14 protein-coding genes and 3 tRNA genes are annotated in these 24,002 nt (G+C 46.4%); 3 read left to right on the top strand and 14 right to left on the bottom strand.

Going from position 1 to position 24,002, the window contains the following annotated elements; all coding sequences use genetic code 11:
- Position 1: 1 nt before the first annotated feature.
- The gene (locus tag HPS57_RS02235) at positions 2 to 6,343 is read right to left on the bottom strand and encodes an RHS repeat-associated core domain-containing protein (protein ID WP_172179751.1); all 6,342 of its coding nucleotides are present in this window, start codon (positions 6,341 to 6,343) and stop codon (positions 2 to 4) included.
- 5 nt (positions 6,344 to 6,348) lie between these two features.
- On the bottom strand, positions 6,349 to 6,792 hold the full coding sequence (locus HPS57_RS02230) for a T9SS type A sorting domain-containing protein (RefSeq protein ID WP_172179749.1): 444 nt from the start codon (positions 6,790 to 6,792) through the stop codon (positions 6,349 to 6,351).
- Between the two features lie 509 nt (positions 6,793 to 7,301).
- Here HPS57_RS02230 and htpG point away from each other — a divergent pair.
- Positions 7,302 to 9,362, top strand: a complete 2,061-nt coding sequence (htpG, locus tag HPS57_RS02225; RefSeq protein ID WP_172179747.1) for a molecular chaperone HtpG — start codon at positions 7,302 to 7,304, stop codon at positions 9,360 to 9,362.
- A 195-nt stretch (positions 9,363 to 9,557) separates the two neighbouring features.
- Positions 9,558 to 10,622: a glycoside hydrolase family 53 protein gene (locus tag HPS57_RS02220; RefSeq protein ID WP_253946432.1), complete on the top strand. Its 1,065-nt coding sequence runs from the start codon at positions 9,558 to 9,560 to the stop codon at positions 10,620 to 10,622.
- Between the two features lie 171 nt (positions 10,623 to 10,793).
- On the opposite strand, the gene HPS57_RS02215 is transcribed toward HPS57_RS02220, so the two are convergent.
- The 3 genes from HPS57_RS02215 to HPS57_RS02205 all read right to left on the bottom strand — a co-directional run bounded on the left by HPS57_RS02215 (position 10,794) and on the right by HPS57_RS02205 (position 11,071).
- A tRNA-Asp gene (locus tag HPS57_RS02215) sits at positions 10,794 to 10,867 on the bottom strand.
- A gap of 28 nt (positions 10,868 to 10,895) precedes the next feature.
- Positions 10,896 to 10,969 (bottom strand) — tRNA-Asp (locus HPS57_RS02210).
- Positions 10,970 to 10,997: 28 nt separating this feature from the next.
- Positions 10,998 to 11,071 (bottom strand) — tRNA-Asp (locus HPS57_RS02205).
- Between the two features lie 198 nt (positions 11,072 to 11,269).
- On the opposite strand from HPS57_RS02205, the gene HPS57_RS02200 reads away from it, so the two are divergent.
- The gene (locus HPS57_RS02200; RefSeq protein WP_172179743.1) at positions 11,270 to 13,459 is read left to right on the top strand and encodes a glutamine synthetase III family protein; all 2,190 of its coding nucleotides are present in this window, start codon (positions 11,270 to 11,272) and stop codon (positions 13,457 to 13,459) included.
- A gap of 127 nt (positions 13,460 to 13,586) precedes the next feature.
- Here HPS57_RS02200 and nudC read toward each other — a convergent pair whose 3' ends face one another.
- The 9 genes from nudC to HPS57_RS02155 all read right to left on the bottom strand — a co-directional run bounded on the left by nudC (position 13,587) and on the right by HPS57_RS02155 (position 23,980).
- Positions 13,587 to 14,369, bottom strand: coding sequence for an NAD(+) diphosphatase (gene nudC, locus HPS57_RS02195; protein ID WP_172179741.1), 783 nt, complete (start codon positions 14,367 to 14,369; stop codon positions 13,587 to 13,589).
- Positions 14,366 to 16,099, bottom strand: a complete 1,734-nt coding sequence (locus HPS57_RS02190) for a bifunctional metallophosphatase/5'-nucleotidase (RefSeq protein WP_172179739.1) — start codon at positions 16,097 to 16,099, stop codon at positions 14,366 to 14,368. Before HPS57_RS02190 ends, nudC begins: the two co-directional genes overlap by 4 nt.
- A gap of 42 nt (positions 16,100 to 16,141) precedes the next feature.
- Positions 16,142 to 17,635, bottom strand: a complete 1,494-nt coding sequence (locus tag HPS57_RS02185) for a glycoside hydrolase family 10-like protein (protein ID WP_172179737.1) — start codon at positions 17,633 to 17,635, stop codon at positions 16,142 to 16,144.
- A gap of 45 nt (positions 17,636 to 17,680) precedes the next feature.
- Complete coding sequence (locus HPS57_RS02180) at positions 17,681 to 18,484, bottom strand: MBL fold metallo-hydrolase (RefSeq protein WP_172179735.1); 804 nt, start codon at positions 18,482 to 18,484, stop codon at positions 17,681 to 17,683.
- Between the two features lie 27 nt (positions 18,485 to 18,511).
- A complete protein-coding gene (gene cdd / locus HPS57_RS02175) occupies positions 18,512 to 18,997 on the bottom strand; it encodes a cytidine deaminase (protein WP_172179733.1) in 486 nt (161 codons plus the stop codon).
- Between the two features lie 28 nt (positions 18,998 to 19,025).
- Positions 19,026 to 20,495 (bottom strand): right-handed parallel beta-helix repeat-containing protein, encoded by a 1,470-nt coding sequence (locus HPS57_RS02170; protein WP_172179731.1) that lies wholly within the window; start codon positions 20,493 to 20,495, stop codon positions 19,026 to 19,028.
- A gap of 67 nt (positions 20,496 to 20,562) precedes the next feature.
- Positions 20,563 to 21,888, bottom strand: coding sequence for a tRNA lysidine(34) synthetase TilS (tilS, locus tag HPS57_RS02165; RefSeq protein ID WP_172179729.1), 1,326 nt, complete (start codon positions 21,886 to 21,888; stop codon positions 20,563 to 20,565).
- Positions 21,889 to 22,089: 201 nt separating this feature from the next.
- Positions 22,090 to 23,283, bottom strand: a complete 1,194-nt coding sequence (locus HPS57_RS02160) for a class I SAM-dependent rRNA methyltransferase (RefSeq protein ID WP_172179727.1) — start codon at positions 23,281 to 23,283, stop codon at positions 22,090 to 22,092.
- Positions 23,276 to 23,980 (bottom strand): 3'-5' exonuclease, encoded by a 705-nt coding sequence (locus HPS57_RS02155; RefSeq protein ID WP_172179725.1) that lies wholly within the window; start codon positions 23,978 to 23,980, stop codon positions 23,276 to 23,278. Before HPS57_RS02155 ends, HPS57_RS02160 begins: the two co-directional genes overlap by 8 nt.
- Positions 23,981 to 24,002: the final 22 nt, after the last annotated feature.

Below are 24,002 nucleotides of genomic sequence, written 5' to 3'. Positions count from 1 at the left end.
ATTAATGAATTATTCCATATTTTTTCCAATCACTGGGACGGATAGAATTAATTTTATTATAAAGTGGGGAACCATGTTTTCCAATACCATAAGCATTAATTAGACGTTGCTCAATTATTCGTGCTTGGATACGACTCAAAGTTCCTGTTCCCTCTAACACGTCATAATGTAAAGTGGCTTTTCCTGTTCCAGAATTTAAATGTTCGTTAAACCTTAGTTGTGGATCGCGATTTGTTATTCCTACATATCTAACATCACCATTCTCATCTCTTCCCAAATACACACTATTCGTACCAGTACCTGTTGGTGTTTCTGGTGATGCTAATGTTTGTCTGACTATTTCTTCTGGTTGGATGTCATACCTAATGCTTAATGTCTTTTGTAATCTCTGTTCTTGTATTCCTGAACCAAACCCATTTATTGCACCGGTTACAAGTCCTATCCCTGCACTTTCCAGACCGGATTTCAAGGCTGCGCCAATTCCACCTTCATTTCCATTAATAAGACTGAAACCTGTTCCTAATATAAATCCGGCAGAAGAATTGCATAATGAATAATATGCAATATTCCTTAGGACGGTGTTTGAGATGTTCGATGTAAGAGTTCCTAATGGTTTCGCCAAATACCCTCCGATCTGTCCTCCAATAACAGATGTCATCAGCGACATGGTTCCTGAAATGCCGACTTGCCCCCAGTCTATATTGTTCCAACCATTTGTGAATCCTTGGTTTATAATGCTATTGCCTGCACCAATTGCTATGGCACTGACTCCCACTTGTCCATATAGTGCACATTCTCCTGCAGCTGCACCAGCCGCAAACAAAGTCGCACCATGCCAGATGTTCTTGACATTTCCCTCAAATAAATTGACAGCTAAATTGATTGTGCCGCCAATAACGCAAGCAAACAGGTCGTCAATGCCAAACCATTGCCCATCCGGGTCTGTATATTTCAGCGGATTGTTTATGCAGTACGTGTATCGGTTGAAGCTCTGCGTGTTGTCAGGCATCTGCACATAGTTGTCCGGGCTGAGGAAGCGTCCGAGGGCAGGATCGTAGATTCTGCCGTTCATGTTGATGAGTCCGAACTCCGGCAGCATCTCATGACCTGTGTAACCGCGCACAAAGCCTATATCATTCTTTAGCACATCCTGTTTTCCCCAAGCGTCATACACTGCTTCGAACAGTTTCTCCCCGTTTTCGTCTGTGATGCGTAGGATGCTCCCAAGGTTGTCGGTTGTGGCAAAACAGATACGGTCTGCTTTATCTGTTTCTCTAAGGAGGATAACATTATTGCCAAGGTAGTAGAACTGCCGTGTAATGCCATTTTCAGTTATCTGCTCATAGTCATCAGCATAAATTATTGTGCGTTTTTCTTCATCATCGATGTAAAGAGCACTCTTCCAGCGTTCCGTGTCAGGACCATAGGTGATGTTCAGTTCTTTAGGATTCTCATCATCCCATTCAGAAACAGTCTCTGCCTTGCCGAAGAAATTGTAGGATACTTCTTGGTCGTTTGGCCGGTACTTAGTGCCTGTGGCGTCTATGCTTGACACAGCATGCTCCTTGTGGCTGTCGTAGTTGTATGTTCCGATGTCTGTCTTGGACAGAATGTTGCCGTTGTCGGCATATTCTATGGTCTGTAATGGTCTGTTGTTCCTGTCAACTTGTATTAGCCTGTCAGCATCATCGTATGTGAATTTCTCTGTTCTGAAAAGCCAAAAAGCCTCATGCTGCACATGGTCAAGATTCGCGATGAAATCATTTGTGGACATCAGGCTTATGCCGCCTGTGTCAAGCCTTTTGGAAACAAGTGTGTCCAAAGTCTCATATTGCGAGGCTCTGATACCGGTTCTGTCTATACTCCGACTTTTTAAGTTGCCAGTGGTTTTGTCGTACGAATAAGAGGTGGCGTAAATACTGTTGGGTTTGTTGGCATCACCATACTTAACTAATATATTTGACATTGTTCTTCCGCTGTCATCATAGTATGCATCTTCACCAAAAGTTCCTCTGAATAATTCTGTCGACAGAGACTTTCCTGTATACGTGCCAACACTCCAAACTACCTTATTTTCTACAGAAATAGAGGTGTTGTTCCCATAGCAGTCGTAGCCATAATCAGCAGTCACTCCACCTGGATAAACAATGCGTGTGACCTGCCCAAGCGAGTTGTATGTATATGAATATGAAAGTTCCTCGCCGTCTATATGGCGTGTTTTGGATGACAAACGTCCGTATTCATCATACGAATATGTCGTATATAAATTACCGCTCCTTTCTTCGATTAGTTTTTGGGCATCATTGCCACTCTCGCCATATTTGAATGTGGCGAAGACAGCATCGTTGCCAAGAACTTCTGTTTTTCGCCCTAATGCGTCAAAGTTGTAGGAGGTTTTGCGTCCTCTTGCGTCCGTCCGTGTCCTCAACCGTCCGAGAGCATCATAGTTGTATGTCGTGCGTCCGGCATCAGGGTCGTTCAATGCAATCCTGTTGCCGACATCATCATACTCCATGGTGACAGGGTTTGCGAACGAAATCACAGATACTTCAGCAGGCTTGCCGAAAGCATTATATGTGTAACATATTTCTCCCGACGTGTCAGTTGCAGATCTTACAAGTCCTCCGTCACCATAGACCTTTGTTGACTTGCGTCCGTTGTCGTCAATGGTGACATCTCTGCCATTGTAGGAGTAGGTTATTGTTCCTGCATTGCTGCTTGTCTCGCTTGTGACGCGTCTACGGCTGTCATATTGCAATGTCTTTGTGACAGAGATGTCTCCGGTCTGTGACGTCACTTGTGTCGGTAGTCCGCGCTTGTTATACTCCGTCTTGGTTGACAGTTCGATGTCTTTCAACCCTACACTTTCCTTCAGCACTTCACGTCCCATGCTGTCAAACCATGTCTTTGTCCATGGCTGTCCGTCAGCAAGTTCCAGCACATAATACCGTTTGGCAGTATCATTGTTCCAGCCCCTTATTGTCTTAGCCCGCGCTCCTGTCGGGGATGTGGCAGACTCCGCCTGTCCCCACGAGTTGTACGTGTAGGTAGTGGTGAGAGGTTTCGCCGGATTTGTCGCATCTGTCTCCGACAAAAGATTTCCCCACATGTCATGATTGTAGGTGAGTATAGTTGACGCAGGAGATGTCTGTTTCTTTACAACAAACCGCCCTGAACTGTCGTACTCTGTTAAGTCATCTATCTTTTCGACACCGTTTCCGCTTGTTGATAAGGAAGTTACGTTGCCGAAACTGTCGTATTGGTATTCATGGGTTATTGGCAGACTCGTGCCATAGTTTACGCACTCTGATACTTTCTGCCCATTTTCGTTATAGGTGATGTGTGTCTCCCTTTCCACCGGGTCATCAGCATCTTCATTGCTGTCAATATATGTGATTGTCGATGGCAACCATTTGGAGCCATACTTTTTGTAATCACTGTAAACAGTCTCATGGTAGTTGGAGGTGATGTCACCTTCCTCTTTTTCCGATAGCAGATAACCGTACTGAGTATCATAAACCTTATACGAGGTGTTGTAAAAATTATCAGGGTCAACAATCTTTGAGACTGATTCTTTTAGTGTGAATGTCCTGTTTGTAAAATTTTCGTATGTATTTGTAATTGTTGTGGTTTCTGAATCCCAACCCGTACTTTTCCTGACAATAGTTTTTGTCGGGAAAAAGTTTATTTCATCCCGGTTAGTGATTCGTGTCTCAACCTTGTCACCTGTGGTTTCGTTTTTTGCAGCAATAGTTGCGAATCCAAGGAAGCCGCGCCCCGCCACATGGGTTTGCATGCCGGTGTACTTATATGTTGTCTCTGCATTCCCTGCAGCGCCATTGTCTGTATTCACAGCACTTACGACATGCATTGGAACGGTAGTGCTTACAACGGGATAGGTACATGCGTTACCTTGGGAATAGACATTTGTGTCGGTCAGGGAAGAATATGAAATGTTAACAGAATGCCCTGTCTCATCCGTTATGGATGTGACTTTTCCGCTTGACGGAGTTAAGCTTTCATTTGTGTATATATGTATTCTTGACTCACTATTATCTGAGTTGTAACAATCAGAGCCATAGTTCATAAGCTCCATTTGTCCACTGCCGGTAAAGCATCCTACTGCAAACCGTGAGGCGAGTGAAGTCTGCTCGTTTTGGGAGACAGACTCCTTTACAGGAACGAGAGACGACCCTGTTGAACGCATCCAGACAGTCTTTGACGGAAAATAAGTGCCTACATAATTTGTCATCACGACATCCGACTTGCCGTCATTGTCAAAGTCAAACACCATGCACTGCATCTTGTCATCATCCTTTCCATTGGAATGTTTGTAAAGCCCGGATGTGCATGCGTGTTCCTTATTGAAAGTGCCGTTGCCGCAATTAAAGTAAAAATACCAGTTTGAATTGTTTGTGCAGTTTGTCAGGAAATCAGTGAGCCCATCACCATTGAAATCCCCTTGGAAAATCCTGTCTGCGTATGTCAAAGAATTGCCTGAAATGTAGTTGTATTCATTAAACGTACCTCCTCCCTGAAAATAGCCAACATTGTTGAAATAAATCTTATATCCATGTTCGTAGATAATCATGAGGTCTGGAATTCCATCATTGTTGAAGTCACTTGTATAGATATTCTTTGGTGCTTCTGGCAATGTCAGCTTGTATTCACGATGTCTTGTACTGCTTTCGTCTTTATATCCTATGATTTCACAGATATAGCTTCCTTCATATAGTTCTTTTTCGAGTACAATGACCTCTGTTCGTCCATCATTGTCAATGTCTGTAGCGGTGAAAAGCGGACTATTGTCATTGCTTTTCATTTTATGAGAAAAACCTTTGGGTATGGAGTTTCTGGATATAACATCCTTACCTCGGGCAATGGCAAAGACAATGTCTCTGCCATTGTAGCCTCCTCCTGTTATATATTGTGGTATGCAAATATCTGCAAGTCCGTCACCGTCAAAGTCCAATTGATATGATGAAAGTTTGTTATTCTCAAAACCTTCAAATGATCCACTGAATCCCAGCTTGAATGTGTTGGCAAGGATATATCTTAACACACCATTATAATTGATTGCTTGATATACATAAAGATGTGTGTTGTCTATGGTACTAGTGTGTCCTCCACATTCATCTATCTCTGAATAAGATGCAAATTCTACAATGTCAGCAAGTCCATCACCGGTCATGTCGCAAGCGAAGAAGGTCTCGTTCTCTATCTTGATTTCATAAGTACAAGTGCCAGTGTTTGTGTACGACCCTTTTGGAAGGTGGATTTCCGGAGTGAGCACCTTCTGTGAGAATGCCGGAAGATTGTCCCATTGGAATGTCACTGGAGGGCGCGACTCTCCTGTTGCATTCTGTTCCGTAATGGTGTGCAGGCGTGAGAAAGTCTTGCCTGACAAGTCCTTTGTGTTGTATTGGAATGTATAAGTCCTGTATGTATTAGTGTTTGTCCCAACCTCAATGCTGCTGAGACGCTGTGACATCTCCATCTTATGTTTCCATAAGAGATACTCTTGCACATCAGGGCGTTGCTCGTAGTTGAAGCGTATGTAATTATAGGTATGTGTATCTTGCTTGGTGTTTGTTCCGTAGATTATTTCTTTCGGATAGACTGTACCGTTGTCTGTTGTATATTTGTAAGTGATATAGTTTCCATTATGGTCTGTTGCTTTGCTAATATACCAGGTATATACTGTGTTATAGCTGTTGGGGGCTGTGTAAATCTGCCTTGAATCCGAGGTTGCGCCATATTCATATGTCAGCCCATTCTCTGCGGTTACACTAAATGACAAGTTGCCGTTTGTTGTGTTGCAGGCATATTTGATGTAAGGTGCGTTTTCCGGAATATATGTAGCACCAGGACCGGTTTTTGTTCCAGGAACAAATCTCAGTCTTACTCCGTCAACATAATAGATATCATCGTTTGTATGTTTTATGCCAACTGCTACGCCATCATGAAAGATTGTTTGCATCCCGCGTGTGATTGCGGAGATGCCACTGATGCTGCATCCCCACCCAACGATGCCGTTTCCGCTTTGGCTGTTGTAGGTTATGGCAATGTTCGGGTTCATGCCGCCAACGCCTTGTGGGGAATTGATGGCATAGGAATATGTTGCAGCACCCGCCTGTGATACATCAAACACGCCGTTTGAGGGTAGGACAGGGGAGTCCTCGGACGTGGAGATTACAGGCTGTTTCGTGTACCCGAAATCATTGTCATCGCTTGAAGACACAACGTTTCGTACGGAAGATGCCATTGCATTATTGGCAAAAACGGTGGTGCATACCAACAATAATAGTATGAATAAGTTGTATTTTGTATCTCTTCTCTTCATGGCTGCTATCTTTTGATGATTTTTGTTGAATACGTACCCTTATCGGTTATGACCTCTATGATATACACGCCCGGACGGAATCCCTCCATTGACAGTTCGCTTGCCGGCTCTTTGAGCACCTTGTCGGCAAGCAGTCTGCCGGAATGGTCATAGATGTTCAAAGTGCAGTCATGCAGAACTGCCGATGTCTCTATCCTGATTGTGTAGCTGTCTTCCTTATCGGCATTCTTCGTGATGTCCGCACCGGAAAAGGCTCTGCTTTTTGCACGGCTGCCCTGCTTGGCATTGCTGCCGGTGCTGCGTGCAATCCTGTTGCCTGCAGCATCGTATCGGAAGACTATGGTTTTAATGGCTTCATCCTCATTCTGCCCTATGTCTCTGGCATAGAGCATGTTTGTGGAAAGAAAAGTAAGGCAGAATGCCAATGCTGTGCGTGTGGTGTTCCTCATAAATGGCAGATGATATAAAGGTTTCAGGTCACATAGGTATTTCGGGTACAAAGATAACATTTGTTTTTGTAAATAAAGCATAAACCGGTGCTTTTTTTCGCTTCGCTTTGAAAAAAGAGGAAAAAATGAGGAATGGATTGCAAGAAATCACCTCTCCTTTGTTAATATGCAAGCAAAATGGTGCGACATGTAGCAAAATGTAAAGTGTTTGTTTGTTTTTGATAAACTAAAAATCAAACAAACGTTAAATAATAGTTGTCGTGGCGAAAGGTAACACTTTACTCTGCGAAAGGTAATCTTTCACCTTGCCAATCGTAACCTTTTACAATGCAAAAGGTTACCTACCATTATGCCACCTATTGGCAATGGGAAAATCCATGCCTGTTTTTCGTCTCTGACATTGTGGATGTTTGTCGGACTGAATGTGCTGCGACTGCCATGCTGTCGTTTTGGCATGGATTTTGTAAAGACTATGGCAGAACGATAATAACAAACAAAAACATACAATTATGGCAAAAGGAAATATTGGAGTTACGACAGAGAACATCTTCCCTGTCATCAAGAAATTCTTGTACAGTGATCAGGAAATCTTTCTTCGCGAGATGGTTTCCAACGCTGTCGATGCATCACAGAAGTTGAAGACTCTCGCACAGAAAGGCGAGTTCGGCGGCAGTGTTGACAATCTGAAAGTGACAGTTTCTTTGGACAAAGAGGCAAAGACACTGACAATCAGCGACAACGGTATCGGTATGACCGAGGAGGAAATCGACCGCTACATCAATCAGATTGCATTCTCGGGTGTCACGGATTTCCTCGAGAAGTTCAAGGATGACGCTAATCAGATAATAGGTCATTTCGGTCTCGGCTTCTACTCTTCGTTCATGGTCTCTGACAAGGTGGACATTGTCACATTGTCATACAAGGACGGTGCAAAGGCAGTGAAATGGACTTGCGACGGCTCTCCTGAGTACGAGATTACCGACGCTGAGAAGGCGGAGCACGGTACAGACATTATCCTCCACATCTCTGAGGACTGCAAGGAATTCCTTGAGCAGCAGAAGATTCAGGATTTGCTGAACAAATACTGCAAGTTCATGTCCGTCCCTGTGGCTTTCGGCAAGAAGCAGGAGTGGAGTTCCGAGGAGAAGAAGATGGTGGACACCGCCGAGGACAACATCATCAACAGTGTTGAGCCTATGTGGGTGAAGACTCCGTCGTCACTGACCGATGAGGACTACAAGAACTTCTACCGCACGCTCTATCCTATGTCCGACGAGCCTCTGTTCTGGATTCACCTCAATGTCGACTATCCGTTCAACCTGACAGGTATACTTTATTTCCCTAAGGTGAAGTCCAACCTTGAACTGACACGCAACAAGATTCAGCTTTACTGCAACCAGGTGTTTGTGACAGACCAGGTGGAGGGCATCGTTCCTGAGTTCCTCACCTTGCTCCATGGTGTGATTGATTCCCCGGACATTCCGCTGAATGTCTCCCGCTCTTACCTTCAGAGTGACGCTAACGTGAAGAAAATCAGCACTTACATCACAAAGAAAGTTGCTGACCGCCTGAAGTCTATCTTCAACGAGAACCGCAAGGAGTACGAGGAGAAGTGGGATTCTCTGAAGCTGTTCATCAACTATGGTATGCTTTCTCAGATGGATTTCTACGACAGAGCCAAGGAGTTTGCTCTGCTGAAAGACATTGAAGGCAAGTTCTTCACTTACGACGAGTACAAGGAACTTATCAAGGAGGCGCAGACAGACAAGGACGGCAACCTCATTTATCTCTATGCCACCGACAAGGAGTCTCAGTATTCCTACATCAAGGCGGCTCAGGACAAGGGCTATTCCGTGCTGATGTTCGACGGTGAGCTTGATGTTCCGGCTGTGCAGGTGTTTGAGCAGCATTTCGAGAAATCACGCTTCACACGTGTTGATTCTGACATCGTTGAGCGTCTTATCGTTAAGGAAGACCGCAAGAAGACCGAACTGTCAGCAGCGGAGACTGACAACTTGTCAGCCGTATTCCAGAGCCAGCTGCCTAAGATTGAGAAGGCGCAGTTCAACATTGAGGTTGAGGGACTTGGTGCGGAGCAGAAGCCTGTCGTGATAACTCAGAACGAATGGATGCGCCGTATGAAGGAAATGTCTCATCTGCAGGCAGGAATGTCGTTCTATGGCGAGATGCCAGACTCTTTCGGTATGGTGCTTAACTCCGACCATCCGCTTATCGCGAAGGTTCTCAGCGACACTGATGCCGCTTGTGCCGACCAATTGAAGCCTATCGACAGTGAGATCAAGGGGCTTGAAGCTCGCAAGGCAGTGCTTGAGCAGAGCAAGGCAGGCAAGAAGGATGAGGAGATTCCGCAGGATGAGAAGGACGACCTTGCAAAGACAAATAAGGACATAGAGGCTCAGAAAGATGCGCGCAAGAAAGTGCTTGCTGACTATGCGCAGAAGAACGATGTCGTGCATCAGCTCATCGACCTCGCACTCCTTCAGAACGGTATGCTTCGCGGAGCGGCTCTCGACAGCTTCCTCTCTCGCAGCATAAGCATGATTAAGTAATTGGTTTTTTCAGCGATAACGTATAGCGGGACACCGGACAGCACATTGGTGCTGCCTGATGTCCCGCTTTCTTTTGCTTGTGTGTAAGGGTGAGGCGTGCTTTTTTTCTTGTGAATTGTTGCTGTTTATGAAAAAAATGTATTATTTTTGCAGAGGAATAGTTGATTTACTAAAATCTAAAAGAATATTATGCGAATGAGAAACTTGGCAATCTGTGTTGCAATGGTAGCTGTGTCTGTCTGCTCGGAATGCAAGAGCGAGTGTTTTGCGGATGAGCAAAAACGAAATGAGGCAGTTGTGGACAAGAAGGAAAAGGGGTTTGCTCGTGGAGCAGATGTCAGTTGGGTGACAGAAATGGAGAACAAAGGTATGGCTTTTTACGCTCCGGGAGAAGGTCGGAAGAAGATGGAGTGCATGCAATTGTTGAAGGAATGTTGCGGTGTAAACTCTATCCGTCTTCGTGTGTGGGTTAACCCTGCAGAGCGTTGGAACGGCATAGAAGATGTTGTTGTAAAGGCTCGGCGTGCAGAACGTTTGGGGCTTCGCACGATGATAGACTTCCATTTCTCGGACTCTTGGGCAGATCCCGGCAAGCAGAGGATGCCTGCCGCTTGGGAGAAACTCCCTTTTGAGGAGCTGAAAGCCGCGGTGGCTGCTCATGTGAAGGAGACATTGGGTGCGCTCAAGGCTGCCGGTGTTATGCCGGAGTGGGTGCAGATTGGCAATGAGACAACTCCCGGAATGATGTTGCCGGTAGGGGATATAGAGAAGAATCCGGCGCAGTATGCTGCGCTTAACAATGCCGGTTATGATGCTGCGAAGAGTGTGTTTCCAAAAGTAAAGTGCATTGTCCATTTGGATAATGGTAACGATCAGGGACGCTATGACCGTATGTTTGACGCTTTGGAAGCCCATGGAGGGAGATATGACATGATTGGTATGTCAGTCTATCCATATTGGGCAGCGCAGAGTGGCGAGGCCGGCGGCTGGGAGAAAGTTGCTGCTGATGTTGAAGCCAACATAGCTTATTTGAAATCAAAGTTCAGAAAACCTGTCATGATTTGTGAAATAGGAATGCCATACAATGAGGCTGAGACATGCAAGCGGCTTATTGCGCGAATGATGAAGGCTGATGTGGAAGGCGTTTTCTATTGGGAGCCACAGGCACCGGCAGGGTACAATGGCGGTTATACTATGGGGTGTTTTGAGAATGGTGCGCCAACAGTTGCGTTGTCTCCTTTTGTGGATGGCTGCAAATAGTTCGTTATGCTGTAGATTGTGAAACATTTGAGGACAATGTCTGAACAAATGTTTCACAATTATATTGTTCCGTATTTGTGTTCCTATTGTGGCAGTGTTTGGTAGGTAACGCATAGTATCATGGAGCGTGTTGCATAAAAAAAGGAGACAAACAAAAGTTTATCTCCTTTGCGGTGCGTACGGGACTCGAACCCGTGACCTCCAGCGTGACAGGCTGGCATTCTAACCAACTGAACTAACGCACCAATGTGTGTGCTGCTTTGAAAAATTAGGCGGTGCGTACGGGACTCGAACCCGTGACCTCCAGCGTGACAGGCTGGCATTCTAACCAACTGAACTAACGCACCAATGTGTGTGCTGTTTTGAAAAATTAGGCGGTGCGTACGGGACTCGAACCCGTGACCTCCAGCGTGACAGGCTGGCATTCTAACCAACTGAACTAACGCACCAAAACCGTCATTTGTTCTTAGCGAGTGCAAAGGTACTGCTTTTTTCTGAATTGATAAAACTTTTCGGTGTTTTTTTTTCAAAAATATTCGATTATCGTAAAAAAACATAAAAGGAACTTGCACTACACCTTAATTTAAATAATATTATCTAACTTTGCAACGTTTTCGGATATAAAAAGTAAAATCACATTACAGCAAATGGCAAATTTACGATTCCACGCAGTCATTACTGCATCAAAAAAGAAGCCTATAATAGTTGAAGAGCCAAAGGAACGCCCTTCTGATTATTTTGGCAAGTATGTCTTCACTCGTGCAAAGATGTACCGCTACCTTCCGAGCAAAGTCTATGAACAGATGGTTGATGTCATGGACAATGGCGCACCTTTTGACCGTTCCATAGCGGATGCTGTGGCAAGGGGCATGAGGCAGTGGGCTGTGGAAAATGGAGTGACTCACTATACACACTGGTTTCAGCCTCTTACTGAGGGTACGGCGGAGAAGCATGACTCTTTTGTAGAGCTGGACAGCAATGGCGGAATGATAGAGGAGTTTGAGGGCAAGCTCCTTGTACAGCAGGAGCCGGACGCTTCCTCATTCCCTTCCGGAGGTATCAGGGCTACATTCGAGGCGCGAGGGTATTCTGCATGGGATCCCACATCGCCTGTGTTTATCATGGATGACACATTATGTATCCCGACTATCTTCATATCATATACAGGCGAAGCTCTTGACTATAAAGCACCTTTGCTCAGAGCACTGGCTGCCGTGGACAAGTCTGCGACTGAAGTTTGCAAGATTTTCTATCCTGATGTAAAGAAAGTCTCCGCAAACCTTGGTTGGGAGCAGGAATATTTCCTTGTGGATGAGGATCTCTATGCAGCAAGGCCTGACCTTGTGATGACAGGCAGGACGCTGATGGGGCATGATTCGGCGAAGAACCAGCAGATGGACGACCACTATTTCGGTACAATTCCGGAGAGAGTGGCACAGTTCATGAAAGAGCTTCAGATAAAGGCTTTGGAACTTGGCATCCCATGCAAGACAAGACATAATGAGGTTGCCCCAAACCAGTTTGAGATTGCGCCTATCTTTGAGGAAATGAACCTCGCCATAGACCATAACATGCTCCTCATGTCTATCATGAAGAGGATAGCAAGGAAGCATGGATTCAGATGTCTGCTCCATGAAAAGCCGTTTGCAGGAATCAATGGCTCCGGAAAGCATAACAACTGGTCGCTGACAACTGATACGGGAATATTGCTCCATGCACCTGGCAAAACTCCAATGGATAACCTGAGATTCACGGTGTTCATTGTGGAGACACTTATGGGTGTGTACAAACACAACGGACTGCTGAAGGCTTCGATAATGTCTGCATCCAATTCTCACAGACTTGGTGCAAATGAGGCTCCACCAGCCATTGTGTCGTCATTCCTTGGTCGTCAGCTTTCCGAACTCCTTGGAGCACTTGAGAAGTCTGACAGTAAAGATGTCTTCAACCTTGCAGGCAAAAAAGCGGTGAAACTTGATATTCCTGTGATTCCGGAACTCCTTATGGATAACACTGACAGGAACAGGACATCACCGTTCGCTTTCACCGGCAACAGGTTTGAGTTCCGTGCAGTGGGCTCGGAGGCCAACTGTGCAAGTTCAATGATAGTGCTCAACACTGCTGTTGCTGAGGCTCTGACAGACTTCCGTCGCAGAGTGGATGCACTTGTTGAAGCAGGCGAGGAGAAGTATGAGGCTGTGGTGAAAGTCTTGCGTGAAGACATTGTGGCGTGCAAGCCAATACACTTTGACGGCAATGGCTATTCGGAAGAATGGCGTCAGGAGGCAGAAAGAAGAGGTCTGGATACAGAGAACTCATGCCCTGTGGTCTTCGACAGATACCTTGATGATGACAGTGTCCGGATGTTCGAGTCTATGAACGTCATGAGAAAGTGTGAGCTTGAGGCAAGAAACGAGGTTAAATGGGAAACCTACACAAAGAAGATTCAGATTGAGGCGAGAGTCCTTGGCGATCTCTCGCTCAACCATATCATCCCGACAGCGACAAAGTATCAGTCTGAACTCGTGGAACTTGTGGAAAACATGTACAAGATTTTCGATGCAGACGAATGCAAGAAACTCACTCACCGCAACAAGGAGATTATACGTGAGATTGCAGAGCGCATAGAGCGCATAGAGGCCGGAGTGACAACGCTTGTAGGCAACAGGAAAGTTGCAAACAGGCTTCCTTCTGCAAGAGAGAAGGCTGTGGCTTATCATGACACTGTTGTTCCAATCATGGAGGAAATCCGAACAGAGATTGACAGCCTTGAACTCCTTATCTCGGATGAGTTGTGGACACTGCCTAAATATAGGGAAATGCTGTTCATAAAGTAAGAGAGAGTACTTTGTCAGCATATACAAAATAAGCTGTGTCAAAATAGACACAGCTTATTTTGTATATTTACGTTAATGCAATTTGTTGGTTTGTAATGATATGCTGTAAATGGTATATAGGGCTGCACTATGATTTTACCAGCCAATCATCAATTAGTTTGCGTGCGATGGAGAGCTTTTCAGGAATAGGTGGCATATTGTCGCGTGTGAACCAACCGGCGGTTTTTAGTTCCTCTTTCTGGATATGGATTTCTCCCGAGACATAGTCGGCAGTGAAACCAATCATCAGACCGCAAGGGTAGGGCCATGGTTGTGAACCGAAATACCTTATGTTGCTGATCTCCAAACCAGTCTCTTCCATTACTTCACGTTTCACGGTCTCTTCCAGACTTTCGCCTGTCTCTACAAATCCAGCAACGAGTCCGTAATAATCACGCTTGAAATTCTTTGCCTTTACAAGCAAAACTTCATCGCCTCTGTGTATGAGGACAATGATTGCCGTGGCTGGTGAGGGCCATATTTCCCTGCCGCATTGTGTGCATTTCTTTGAGATGTCGGTGGAAAGTTCCATTGGAGCTCCGCAACATCCGCAGAATCTTGTCTGCTCATCCCAATAAAGGATTTCTTCGCATTTGCCTGCTTTGTTGTACAGGTCTAGCGGAATGAGGTGGTAGGACTGCCTTAATCCTATCATCTCATATCCTTCCATATCCGTGGGATTGTCGATGCGTATCGCTTTTACTGGATAAGAACTCCCGTCATCACAGGCAAGCGGTGTTATATTGTGGATTGTATGTGAAGGTTGAAGTGTGACAGGACACTCCTCTTGGAAAGGGATTGTGTACGTTCCCTCCTTGTCCTTTTGCAAGAGGAGCAAGTCCTTATAGAATATAAACCAATATTTCATCATTCTCCAAATATTATTTTGCGGTCACGTTCTATTGCCGGTTTTGCCCATTCTTCCGGTATGAATTTCCAGTTGTTGTTTGCTTTCGGGCTGATATTGCCGAGTCGCTCTATCTCTTTCATGAGATACCATCGCTGGTCATGTTCCGTGCGTGCGATGATTCTTTCATCAAGTTTCTCTTTCGGGATGCCGGCTCCGAGTGTGAGAAGTTCGCCGCCGCCATTGCCACGATAGCTGTTGACGGCAACTTTATATATTTTCTTCTCATCAAAAGGCGAGCCGTCAGCCATGCTTATGATGTTTACTTTGCTGCCGTCAGGCTTTGTGACATCCACAGTATAGATTATTCCGGCGGCAGAGTCGAAATTGAAAGTCATGTTCTTGAATCCCGAGCGCTGGTTATCATTGCTGGATGTGTTGTCAAGCAGCATGATGTGGTCGTCAGGAGATTTCATGGTGTTCACCCAAAGGTCGTATGACATTTCAAGATGTTTCCTGATTTCCTCCCCACTGAGCTTCATTGTATAAAGCTGGTTTTCAAACTTGTAAAGGTTGAACATGTCGGCAACGGTGATGTCCCCTTTTGCAAGAGTGGCATTGAATGTGAGAGGTGCTGTGAGTGAAATGTCAGCTCCGGTGATGCTAAGTTGCAGATTGTGGACAAGGTCTGTGAAGGCGCTTGAACCAAAGAAACTGTCGCGTGTGGTGATAGTTGTGTCGGTTGTGCCTATTTTCCTGTCAGCCCATTCTTTGACATCTTCAATGTCTTTTGTGAAATGTGCCATGAACTTGTTGTCAACATCCATGTTCCTGATGTCAACAATCTTGCCGTCAATGGTCTTGGAAATGACTTTTTTGCCGTTCTTTGTTATGGCAATTGTTACATCAACGACATTCTGCGCATTGCTTGCCGGGTTGCAGAGCAGCACCTCTTTGTTCTCACAGTTCACGACTTTGTTGTTATAGATACGGTGGTCATGTCCGAAAAGTATGGCATCGAATCCTGGCACTTCCTTCGCAACACGCTCTGAAGCGTCCTCGTCGTATCCGTTGGCACTTATTCCACCGCTCAGTCCGGCATGAAACAGCCCGATGATTATGTCCGGATTCTCTTCTTTCCTGACAGTCTCAATCCATTTGCGGGAAGAAGCGACCATGTCCTCGAACGCCAGCCCTGACCACAGATTCTCTGACAGCCAGTTTGGGACTGCAGGGGTAATCATGCCGATGACAGCCACTTTTATGCCCTTGCGTTCTATTATTGTGTATGGTTTCAGGTAAGGCTTCTCGGTTTTTCTGTCTATGACATTTGCACCGAGGACAGGAGCCTGAATCTCCTTGCCCCATTTGTCATAGCATGGATGTCCCGTCTCAGTGTCATGGTTGCCCCAGTTCTGTGCATCATATTTCAGGTAGTTGATGCACTGTGCGGCGATGTTTGTCTTCTCAGGGCTGATGTAATTGTAATAGTAGTTTATAGGTTGCCCCTGAAGTATGTCACCGTTTTCAAGTAGGATAACCCCGTCAGGGTTCTCGCTGCGCACATTATTTAAATATGTGGAGAGTCTGGCGAGTGTTCCTTTCATCGGGCGTTTGTTGATGAAATCCCATGGAAAGAAGCACCCGTGCACGTCGGATGTCTCCAAGATGCGGAGTGTCACTGTTTGTTTTTTTGCCTGTATGATGATAGGTATAGACAGGAACAGAACAAGGAGTAATGCTGTTTTTCTCATTGTTTTACTATTTTGTTTATAGGAGAGGCGATACGTCGCATGTTATAGTTTCACCTTTTTCTTGGCGGTTTTGCCTTCGTTGTGTATGCGGTTGAGTGGTGTGACTACGAATGTGTAGTTTTCCTTTCCGTGGATGTAATTGAGTTTGACAAACGTGTTGCTTGTGATGGCGACAATGTTCGCTGCGCTGCTTGTGTCAATCTTGCTGCCTTTCTTGAAAGCATAGACAACATATTTAGTTGCCTCTGTGCTCCAATCTTTGGACTTTGGTGCGGTCCAGAAAAGCATGTATCCGTCAGATGTCCATACACTTTTCAGGCTTTTTACCTTTTTCGGGGCGTTCTTGCTGATGAATTTCATTTCAGGCATCAATGCCGGCTTCTTCCAGTATTTGGTGCGCAGCAGTGTTCCATAATTGCCAACATTATCCACTGCTGCTTTTGCATACCAGAGGACATGGCCGTTGACATGCTTCATCTCACGGTGAAGGCGCATCTTTGCGTCAAGCTGGTGGGCGTTTGGATTCGCAGGATCAGCGAATTTCACAGTGCGCTCGACATCTTCGCCGATGAACAGTGGGCGGTTTCCGCAATGCTTGTCCCACCAGCGTATGAGGGTTGCATAGTCGGCAGCCTTGTGTCCAATCTGCCAATATATCTGTGGCACACAGTAATCCACCCAACCATTGTTCACCCATTTGAGGACATCGGCATACAGGTCGTCATAGTTCTGCAGTCCGTTGGTGTCAGAACCGTTCCTTGGGTCGGACTTTTTGTTGCGGTAGATGCCGAAAGGCGAGACACCGAATTTCACCCACGGTTTTGCATTGCGTATGGTTTTTGAGAGTTGTTCCATGAACAAATCCACGTTATATCTGCGCCAGTCGCGTATGTCTGCTATTCCGTTGCTGTATCTTCTGAAATCACCGGCGTCCGGAATCTGCTGACCTGCGGCAGGGTAGGGATAGAAATAGTCATCAATGTGCAGCCCGTCAACGTCATAGCGTGTGATGATGTCCAGTACAACACGACAGATATGCTCACGGTTTTTCCTATAAGCAGGATTAAGCAAAAGCAGACCGTCGTATTGGAACACCAGCTCAGGGTTTGTCTTTGCGATATGGTTGTCAGCCAGTTCGCGTGTGAACTTTGTCTTTGCGCGGTAAGGGTTTATCCATGCATGCAGTTCCATGTTGCGCTTATGGCATTGCTCTATCATCCATGCCAATGGGTCCCAATAAGGTGAAGGGGCTACGCCCTGCTTGCCTGTAAGGAACCGGCTCCAAGGTTCGAGACGGCTTTCGTACAGTGCGTCACATTCGGGACGCACCTGGAAGAATATGGCGTTGCATCCGTCTTTTTGCAGTTCGTCAAGCTGGTATGCCAATGTTTTCTGCATCTCTTGTGTGCTCATGCCGATGAACTGTCCATTGACACATTGAATCCAAGCACCACGGAATTCACGTTTCACTTGCGCTTGGATAAGGTTTGCCGGTAGAAGGAATGATAGGATAAGGAATACGAATATCTGTTTCATTAAGTTATGTGGATTCTTTATGTTACTGTTGTTTTGTCAAAATGTTCATACAAGTTCAATGGCTTCGGACGGTGTTTTGCGCTTAAGCACATCAAGTTGGAAATCTTTGCCTGCGACAATGCCGTATTCGCGGAGCTGCATTTCAACAGTCTTGCGTGCCAATTCCGGGTGGTTGTTCTCTTCCGAGAGGTGGGCGAGCCATACATGCTTAAGCTCCGGTGATGCATTCTCCGCAAGAGCAATGCCGCACTGGACATTGGAGAGATGGCCGTTGTTGCTTGTTATGCGCTTTTTGAGATACTCCGGGTAAGGTCCGTTCCGCAACATCTCAGTGTCGTGGTTGGCCTCCAGCACAAGATAATTGGCTTGTGCGATGTAAGGTTTCATCTCCTCAGTGACCATACCGGCATCTGTGATGAGGCAGAATGCCACATCACAATAGCGCACGAGATAGCCATTGTTGTCAAGACTGTCATGCGGCACTTTGAAGCATGTCACGGAAAATTCACCGATCTCGAAAGTTTCGCCGTGTTCGACATAACGTTCAAATCCCGGTTTGATTTTCTTTCGCACGCAGAAATTCTCTTCAATGCCGTGGTGTACAGCGGCAGTGGAGTAGACAGGCAGGAAGAACTCCGTGGAGATTGCTCCTACTGATTTGATATGGTCTGCGTGGTCGTGTGTGATGAGTATGGCACTGATTTTCTGCATTGACAACCCATAGTCAGAGAAATGTCTCTTCAGTGTGCGTGTCCCTATGCCTGCATCAATCAGTATGCCTTCGGTTTCGGTGTACAGGTAATAGCAATTTCCGCTGCTACCGCTTCCGAAGCAAATAAAATGTAGCATTGTATGTTAAGTGTGTTTGTTTCAGAATCATCCTTCCATGTCCTCGCTTACAAAGCACAGAGGCAGGAGGTCGCGCACTGTTTCTATTTCATAGACAGCCTCTGTTCCGTAGAGCAGTATGCGCACAGGCTGCTTGTAGCGTTCCTCTATTTCAATAATCACCTGCCGGCAGGAGCCACATGGGGTGACAGGCTGTGCTGTCAGGTTTCCGCTTGTGTTGCGTGCAGCGATGGCGATTGCCTTGATTGGCTGGTCAGGGTGCTGTGACTGAGCTGCGAAAATAGCACTTCTTTCAGCGCACAGACCGGAAGGATAAGCGGCATTCTCTTGGTTTGCCCCGATTACGGTGGAGTTGTCGCCAAGGAGCAAGCATGCACCGACACTGAAATGTGAGTATGGTGAGTATGAGTTGTATGTCGCTTTTATTGCTTTTTCGACAAGCATGCGGTCTTCTTCCGTGAGTTCTTCAGGCTTGTGTTTCTTTATTGAGATGTTTATGTTCAGTGTGTCCATTGTGTTTAGATTATAGGTTCGTAATGTGTTATTCCTCAGTTGTTGGTGGGGTAATGTATTCATAGCAACCCATATCAGGTTTTTCGTCGCGTTTGTTGCCTGCCCTGTCATAAGCCGGGGAAGGGCTTTCTGTCGATGCTTTGTCTATGGCGAGTGATGTTTTGACCAGACTGAAATTGTATTGGAGCAGGTCTGTGTCAACAGTTTTGAAGTTCTTCCAGCCGGCGATGTCCGAGTCTTCGATGTCTTCAAAGATATTGTCAACGGAGAGTTCCTCGTCTTCGATAGCGGGTGTGCGCAACAGGCAATTCGTGAATTTGTATGGTTTGCCGATTTTGTCGTCATTGTCTCCCATGATAACGTCTTCCGCATATCCTGTGATAATGGAGTTCCTGACATTTAAGCGCATATTCGGAAATTGCACATCGTCAGTTTTGTTGCTGAAATAAAGTGCCGCTCCACGTGCCGCATCGAAAGGATAGAATTGCGCAATGGTACAGAAATTCACATCCACATCTCCGCCATAAGTTGCCAAACTTTCATACAACGTGTTGGAAATCTGCGTGTTTTCAAGAGTTATCTTGCTGTTGAAACCATAGATGCCGTAGCCCTTGCAGTTGTGTATTGTAGAGTTTGTGACAGCCAGCTGTGTGGTTGTGTACTCTGTTCTGAAAGTATCGCTCAGGCATTCTATGCCGGTGTTTGCGGAATGCAAGTCTGTATAATTCAGTATGTTCCCTTCGCTGTCTTCATGGAACGTTATGCCTTTCCATTGTCCCGACACTCCGTCGTAAGGCAGATAGTCAAACATGTTGTCCAAACGGTCGCCGCGCAGCACGACCTCTTTGCCTTGCTCACCGCTGCATATCAGTCTGCCATGGACATCGATGCTGGCATCTGCATGGAAATATATTGTTTTTCCGGCAGGGATAGTGAGTGTAGCACTGTTGTTAACGGTTATTCCGCCATAGATGACTGTTGGCTTGTCGCCACCCAAAGTGTAATCCTCGCTAATGACGACATCCCTCATCATTTCCGCATCCCATGACCATGCCTTGAGGTTAACTTTCTGCTGCACACCGCTTTCAAGGGTGAAGACAAGGTCATCCGCTACAAGGTGAGGCTTGTTTTGGTTGTTCAACGGTGATGTCAGTTCGACAAACACGCGTATGCTGTCCCCTTTGCGTATCTCTTCGTTGATGATTTGGTAACCCTGAACTTCCCCGAGATACACACCGTTGACATTCACACGATACCCTGTCTGGTTACCGTTTTGCAGGCGTATCGACGAGCATCTGATGCCGTCACCGCTACGGTTGAACACCCAAAAATCTCTTGTGGACGAAGGCACTCGTGAGAATACGGTGTCCAGCAGGACAGTATCTTTGGAGAATGTGAGCACGTTGCTTGGCGACGATGAGAAAGAATCGTCATTCGTGCAAGCGGTGATTGCCAGTGCGATTGCCAGGTACAGGTATAGTTTGAAAGTCTTTTTCATTCAGAATTTTTTGCGTTTTCTTGTTTTGCAGGCTCCGGTTTGCCCTTGTGCAAAGGGGCGGAGTCTTTTATAAATAACGCACGCGAAGGATTTTTATTGTATGCTCGCTGATTTTGTTGCTGTTACCGATGCGATGTCCCACAAGCCATATTATTCTTCCGTTGCTGTCGGTCAGGCAGAGCTGTTTCTTCTTTTCGATAAGGCTTACCTTCCTGTCGGTCAGGAAATCACTGACAAGTTTGCTGCCTTTCATCCCATACGGAGTGAACCTGTCGCCATTCTCCACCTCGCGGATTGTCAAAGGAAACTCCACTGTCCCTGCATCCATTTGTGCGACAAAAGGGTTTTTGTCAATGGTGAAGTCTTTTGTCTGCTCGACAATGTCAATGCTTAAGTGCCTGCCGTTGCTCAGGAGATATTTGCCGGTTATAGGGATTCTTGTCTTTTTGAAGTCTTCCGGCTTGTCGGAAATGATAATGTTGCCTCGGTCAAGCAAGATTACAGTCGTTTTGTGCGACCACATTGTCCCGGTTTGGGAGTGCAGATGCCTGCTTATTTCTGTGATGATTTGTGACGGAATGCCTCTTCTGCTGAGTATGGAGTACAGGATATGGTTTGGTGAAGGGCTGCCAAGCAATGCCTTGATGTTGATTTCTATTGTCTCATCGGCACTTCTTGTGCATTTCGCAATCCATTCGTCAGTGCTCTCTTCAAGCAGTTTCAGCGCGTCGGCGACATGCTGCGCCGTACTTGCAACGGAGTCTGTGACAGAGGGGTTGATTCTTTTCAGAAGCGGAATGATGTTAAGTCTGACATTGTTCCTTGTCACATCGTCGACAAGATTGGTGCTGTCGGTCACAAACTCCTGCCCTCGCGATGCAAGGAAAGCTTCTATATCCTTCCTGCCGACACATAGGAATGGGCGCACAACATCCCCGTTCTTGGGGCGGATGCCTGTCAGTCCTAACAGTCCTGTGCCACGTACAAGGTTCATGAGCACCGTCTCTGCCAAATCGTCCTTATGGTGTGCAACACAAATACTCTCAGCACCAAGGTCTTTCTTCAGTTGATGAAAGTAAGAGTATCGCAAATCCCTTGCCGCCATTTCTATGCTTATGCCATGCAGTTTTGCGAAAGATTGTGTGTCGAAATGTACGACATGCAGCCTTATTCCGGCACTCTCGCACAGCTCACGGCAGAACGATTCGTCACGGTTGCTTTCTTCCCCACGAAGGTGGAAATTGCAGTGTACAGCCTCAACGCTGTACCCAAGGTCGGCAAGCACAAGCAACAATGCGACACTGTCCGCGCCTCCGGATAGTGCCACAAGGTGCAGACCGTCTTTGGAAAGCAGCTTGTTTGTGTGTATGAAAGTGGCAACAGTGTGAATCATGTATATCGGTCAGGATGAGAGTGTTACGGATTTTGAAAACCAAAGTATGACGAGAGGAAAATGAAAGGTAACCTTTTGCATGATAAAGCGTTGCCTTTGACATGGTAAAGTGTTACCTTTTGAAATGCCCATGAAACCTTATTGTTTTTAAGGGGCGTGTCACTATGGTTGTTACCTGTCGCAACCCGATGCGCAGACGGTCTATTCCACGTACAAGACAAGCCCTTTAAGGTACTCGCCTTCAGGATGATATATGTTGATAGGGTGGTCGGCGGGCTGGTGGAGCTGGTGCAGAATCCTCACTGTCCTTCCTGCTTGTGCGGCGGCTGTGAACACAGCGTTGCGGAAATTGTCTTTCGTGACAACCTGCGAACAAGAGAAAGTGAACAGTATTCCGCCTTTCTTTATATGCTCGAAAGCCTTGACGTTCAGCCTTGTGTACCCCTTCAGTGCATTGCGCAGTGCAGCACGGTGCTTTGCAAAAGCAGGAGGGTCAAGGATGATGAGGTCATATTTGTCGCCATTTTTCTCAAGGAACTTGAAGGCATCCTCACAGAAAGCCCTGTGTCTGGTGTCGTCTGGGAAGTTCATGTCCACATTAGCGTTGGTCAGTTCGATGGCTTTGCCCGAACTGTCGACAGAGTGCACGATTTCCGCACCGCCACGCATGGCGTAGAAAGAGAAGCCTCCCGTGTAGCAGAACATGTTCAGCACACGTTTGCCCTTTGAGTAGCGTTCAAGCAGAGAGCGGTTTTCTCGCTGGTCGACAAAGAAGCCTGTCTTTTGTCCGTACAGCCAGTCGACACGGAATTTCAGTCCGTTCTCTATGGCAGTGTTCTCGTCCGAACCTCCGTAAAGGAATCCCGACTTCATCTCATTGCCCGAAGACAGCTCCGCCTTGAACGGCAGTGTCGTCTCGCTTTTGTAGTAGACATTCTCTATTCTGTCACCCATGACGTCCACCAATGCTTTCGCAATGTCGTTCCTGCACACATGGATGCCGACGGAATGAGCCTGCACGACAGCCGTTTTGCCATAGCAGTCGATGACAAGTCCCGGCATGCAGTCGCCTTCTCCATGTACAAGACGGTACGTGTTGTTGTCAGGATTGTCGGCAATTCCTATGCTCCGGCGCATCTGCAGTGCCGATGTGAGCCTGTCTTTCCAATAGTTGTAGTCGATATTGATGTCGTCAAATGTCAGTACTCTTACGGCAATGCTTCCGATTTGGTAGTGCCCTGCTGCGATGAACTCGCCGTTTGAGGTTACGACACGCACTGTTTCGCCCTCCTCGATGCCTTTGTCCATAGCTTGGATGGCACCGGAGAAAATCCATGGGTGAAAACGTTTGAGAGACTCTTCTTTGCCTCTTTTCAGTTGGATGGTCTTATACATTTCGATGTGTGGTTTCTTTTTGTTCCTCTTCTGTTGTAACAATTTGGGCGGCATCTCCGGCAGACTCCTGAGGTTCCGGCTCGGGCACGATTTCAAGTTCGTAATTGCCGGTCTCTTTCAGTCGCACAAGCTCTTCGTAAATCATGATGCACGCCCATGCATCCGTTGCCGCATACCGCTTCTGCTTGTCCTGAAGGATATCGGCCTCCCAGTTGGAAAGTTGTTCGCGCTTGGAGATGCGGTGTTGGAACAGGTTAGCGAAAATCTTTGCAAGACTGAGGTCTGTTATCCCGACTGACTTCACTTCGTCCTGAAGTTCGATGAACGTTCCCGGAGTGAATTTTATTCTGTTGCTCAGGCTTCTTATGTCATCATGCCATGAAAGCCCTATTTTCTTCACCGTCCTGTCCTCAAGGAACGCTTTCACGGCAGGGGAGTCCTTCAGGAGGTTAAGGCGGAACAGGAAGCAAATGTCGTGTGTCGCGACTTGCAGCAAAGCGACTTTATGCTGCCGCCCTTTGACGAATGAAGGGCGCGTCTCGGTATCCATTCCGAGGATGTCTTGCGACAAAAGGTAGCTAACAGCCTTTTCTGCCTCCGATTCGTTGAGAACCACCACGATTTTCCCTTCGAACACCGCACGTGGGAGTGTTGGCATCAGTTTTTTGTCAAACTTGTTTGTAATATGTTTTTTCATCTGTCAATCTTTACCATTTGCA

Source organism: Palleniella intestinalis, from assembly GCF_013166595.1.
Classification (GTDB): domain Bacteria; phylum Bacteroidota; class Bacteroidia; order Bacteroidales; family Bacteroidaceae; genus Prevotella; species Prevotella intestinalis.
This window is presented reverse-complemented; position numbering and strand designations above follow the sequence as displayed.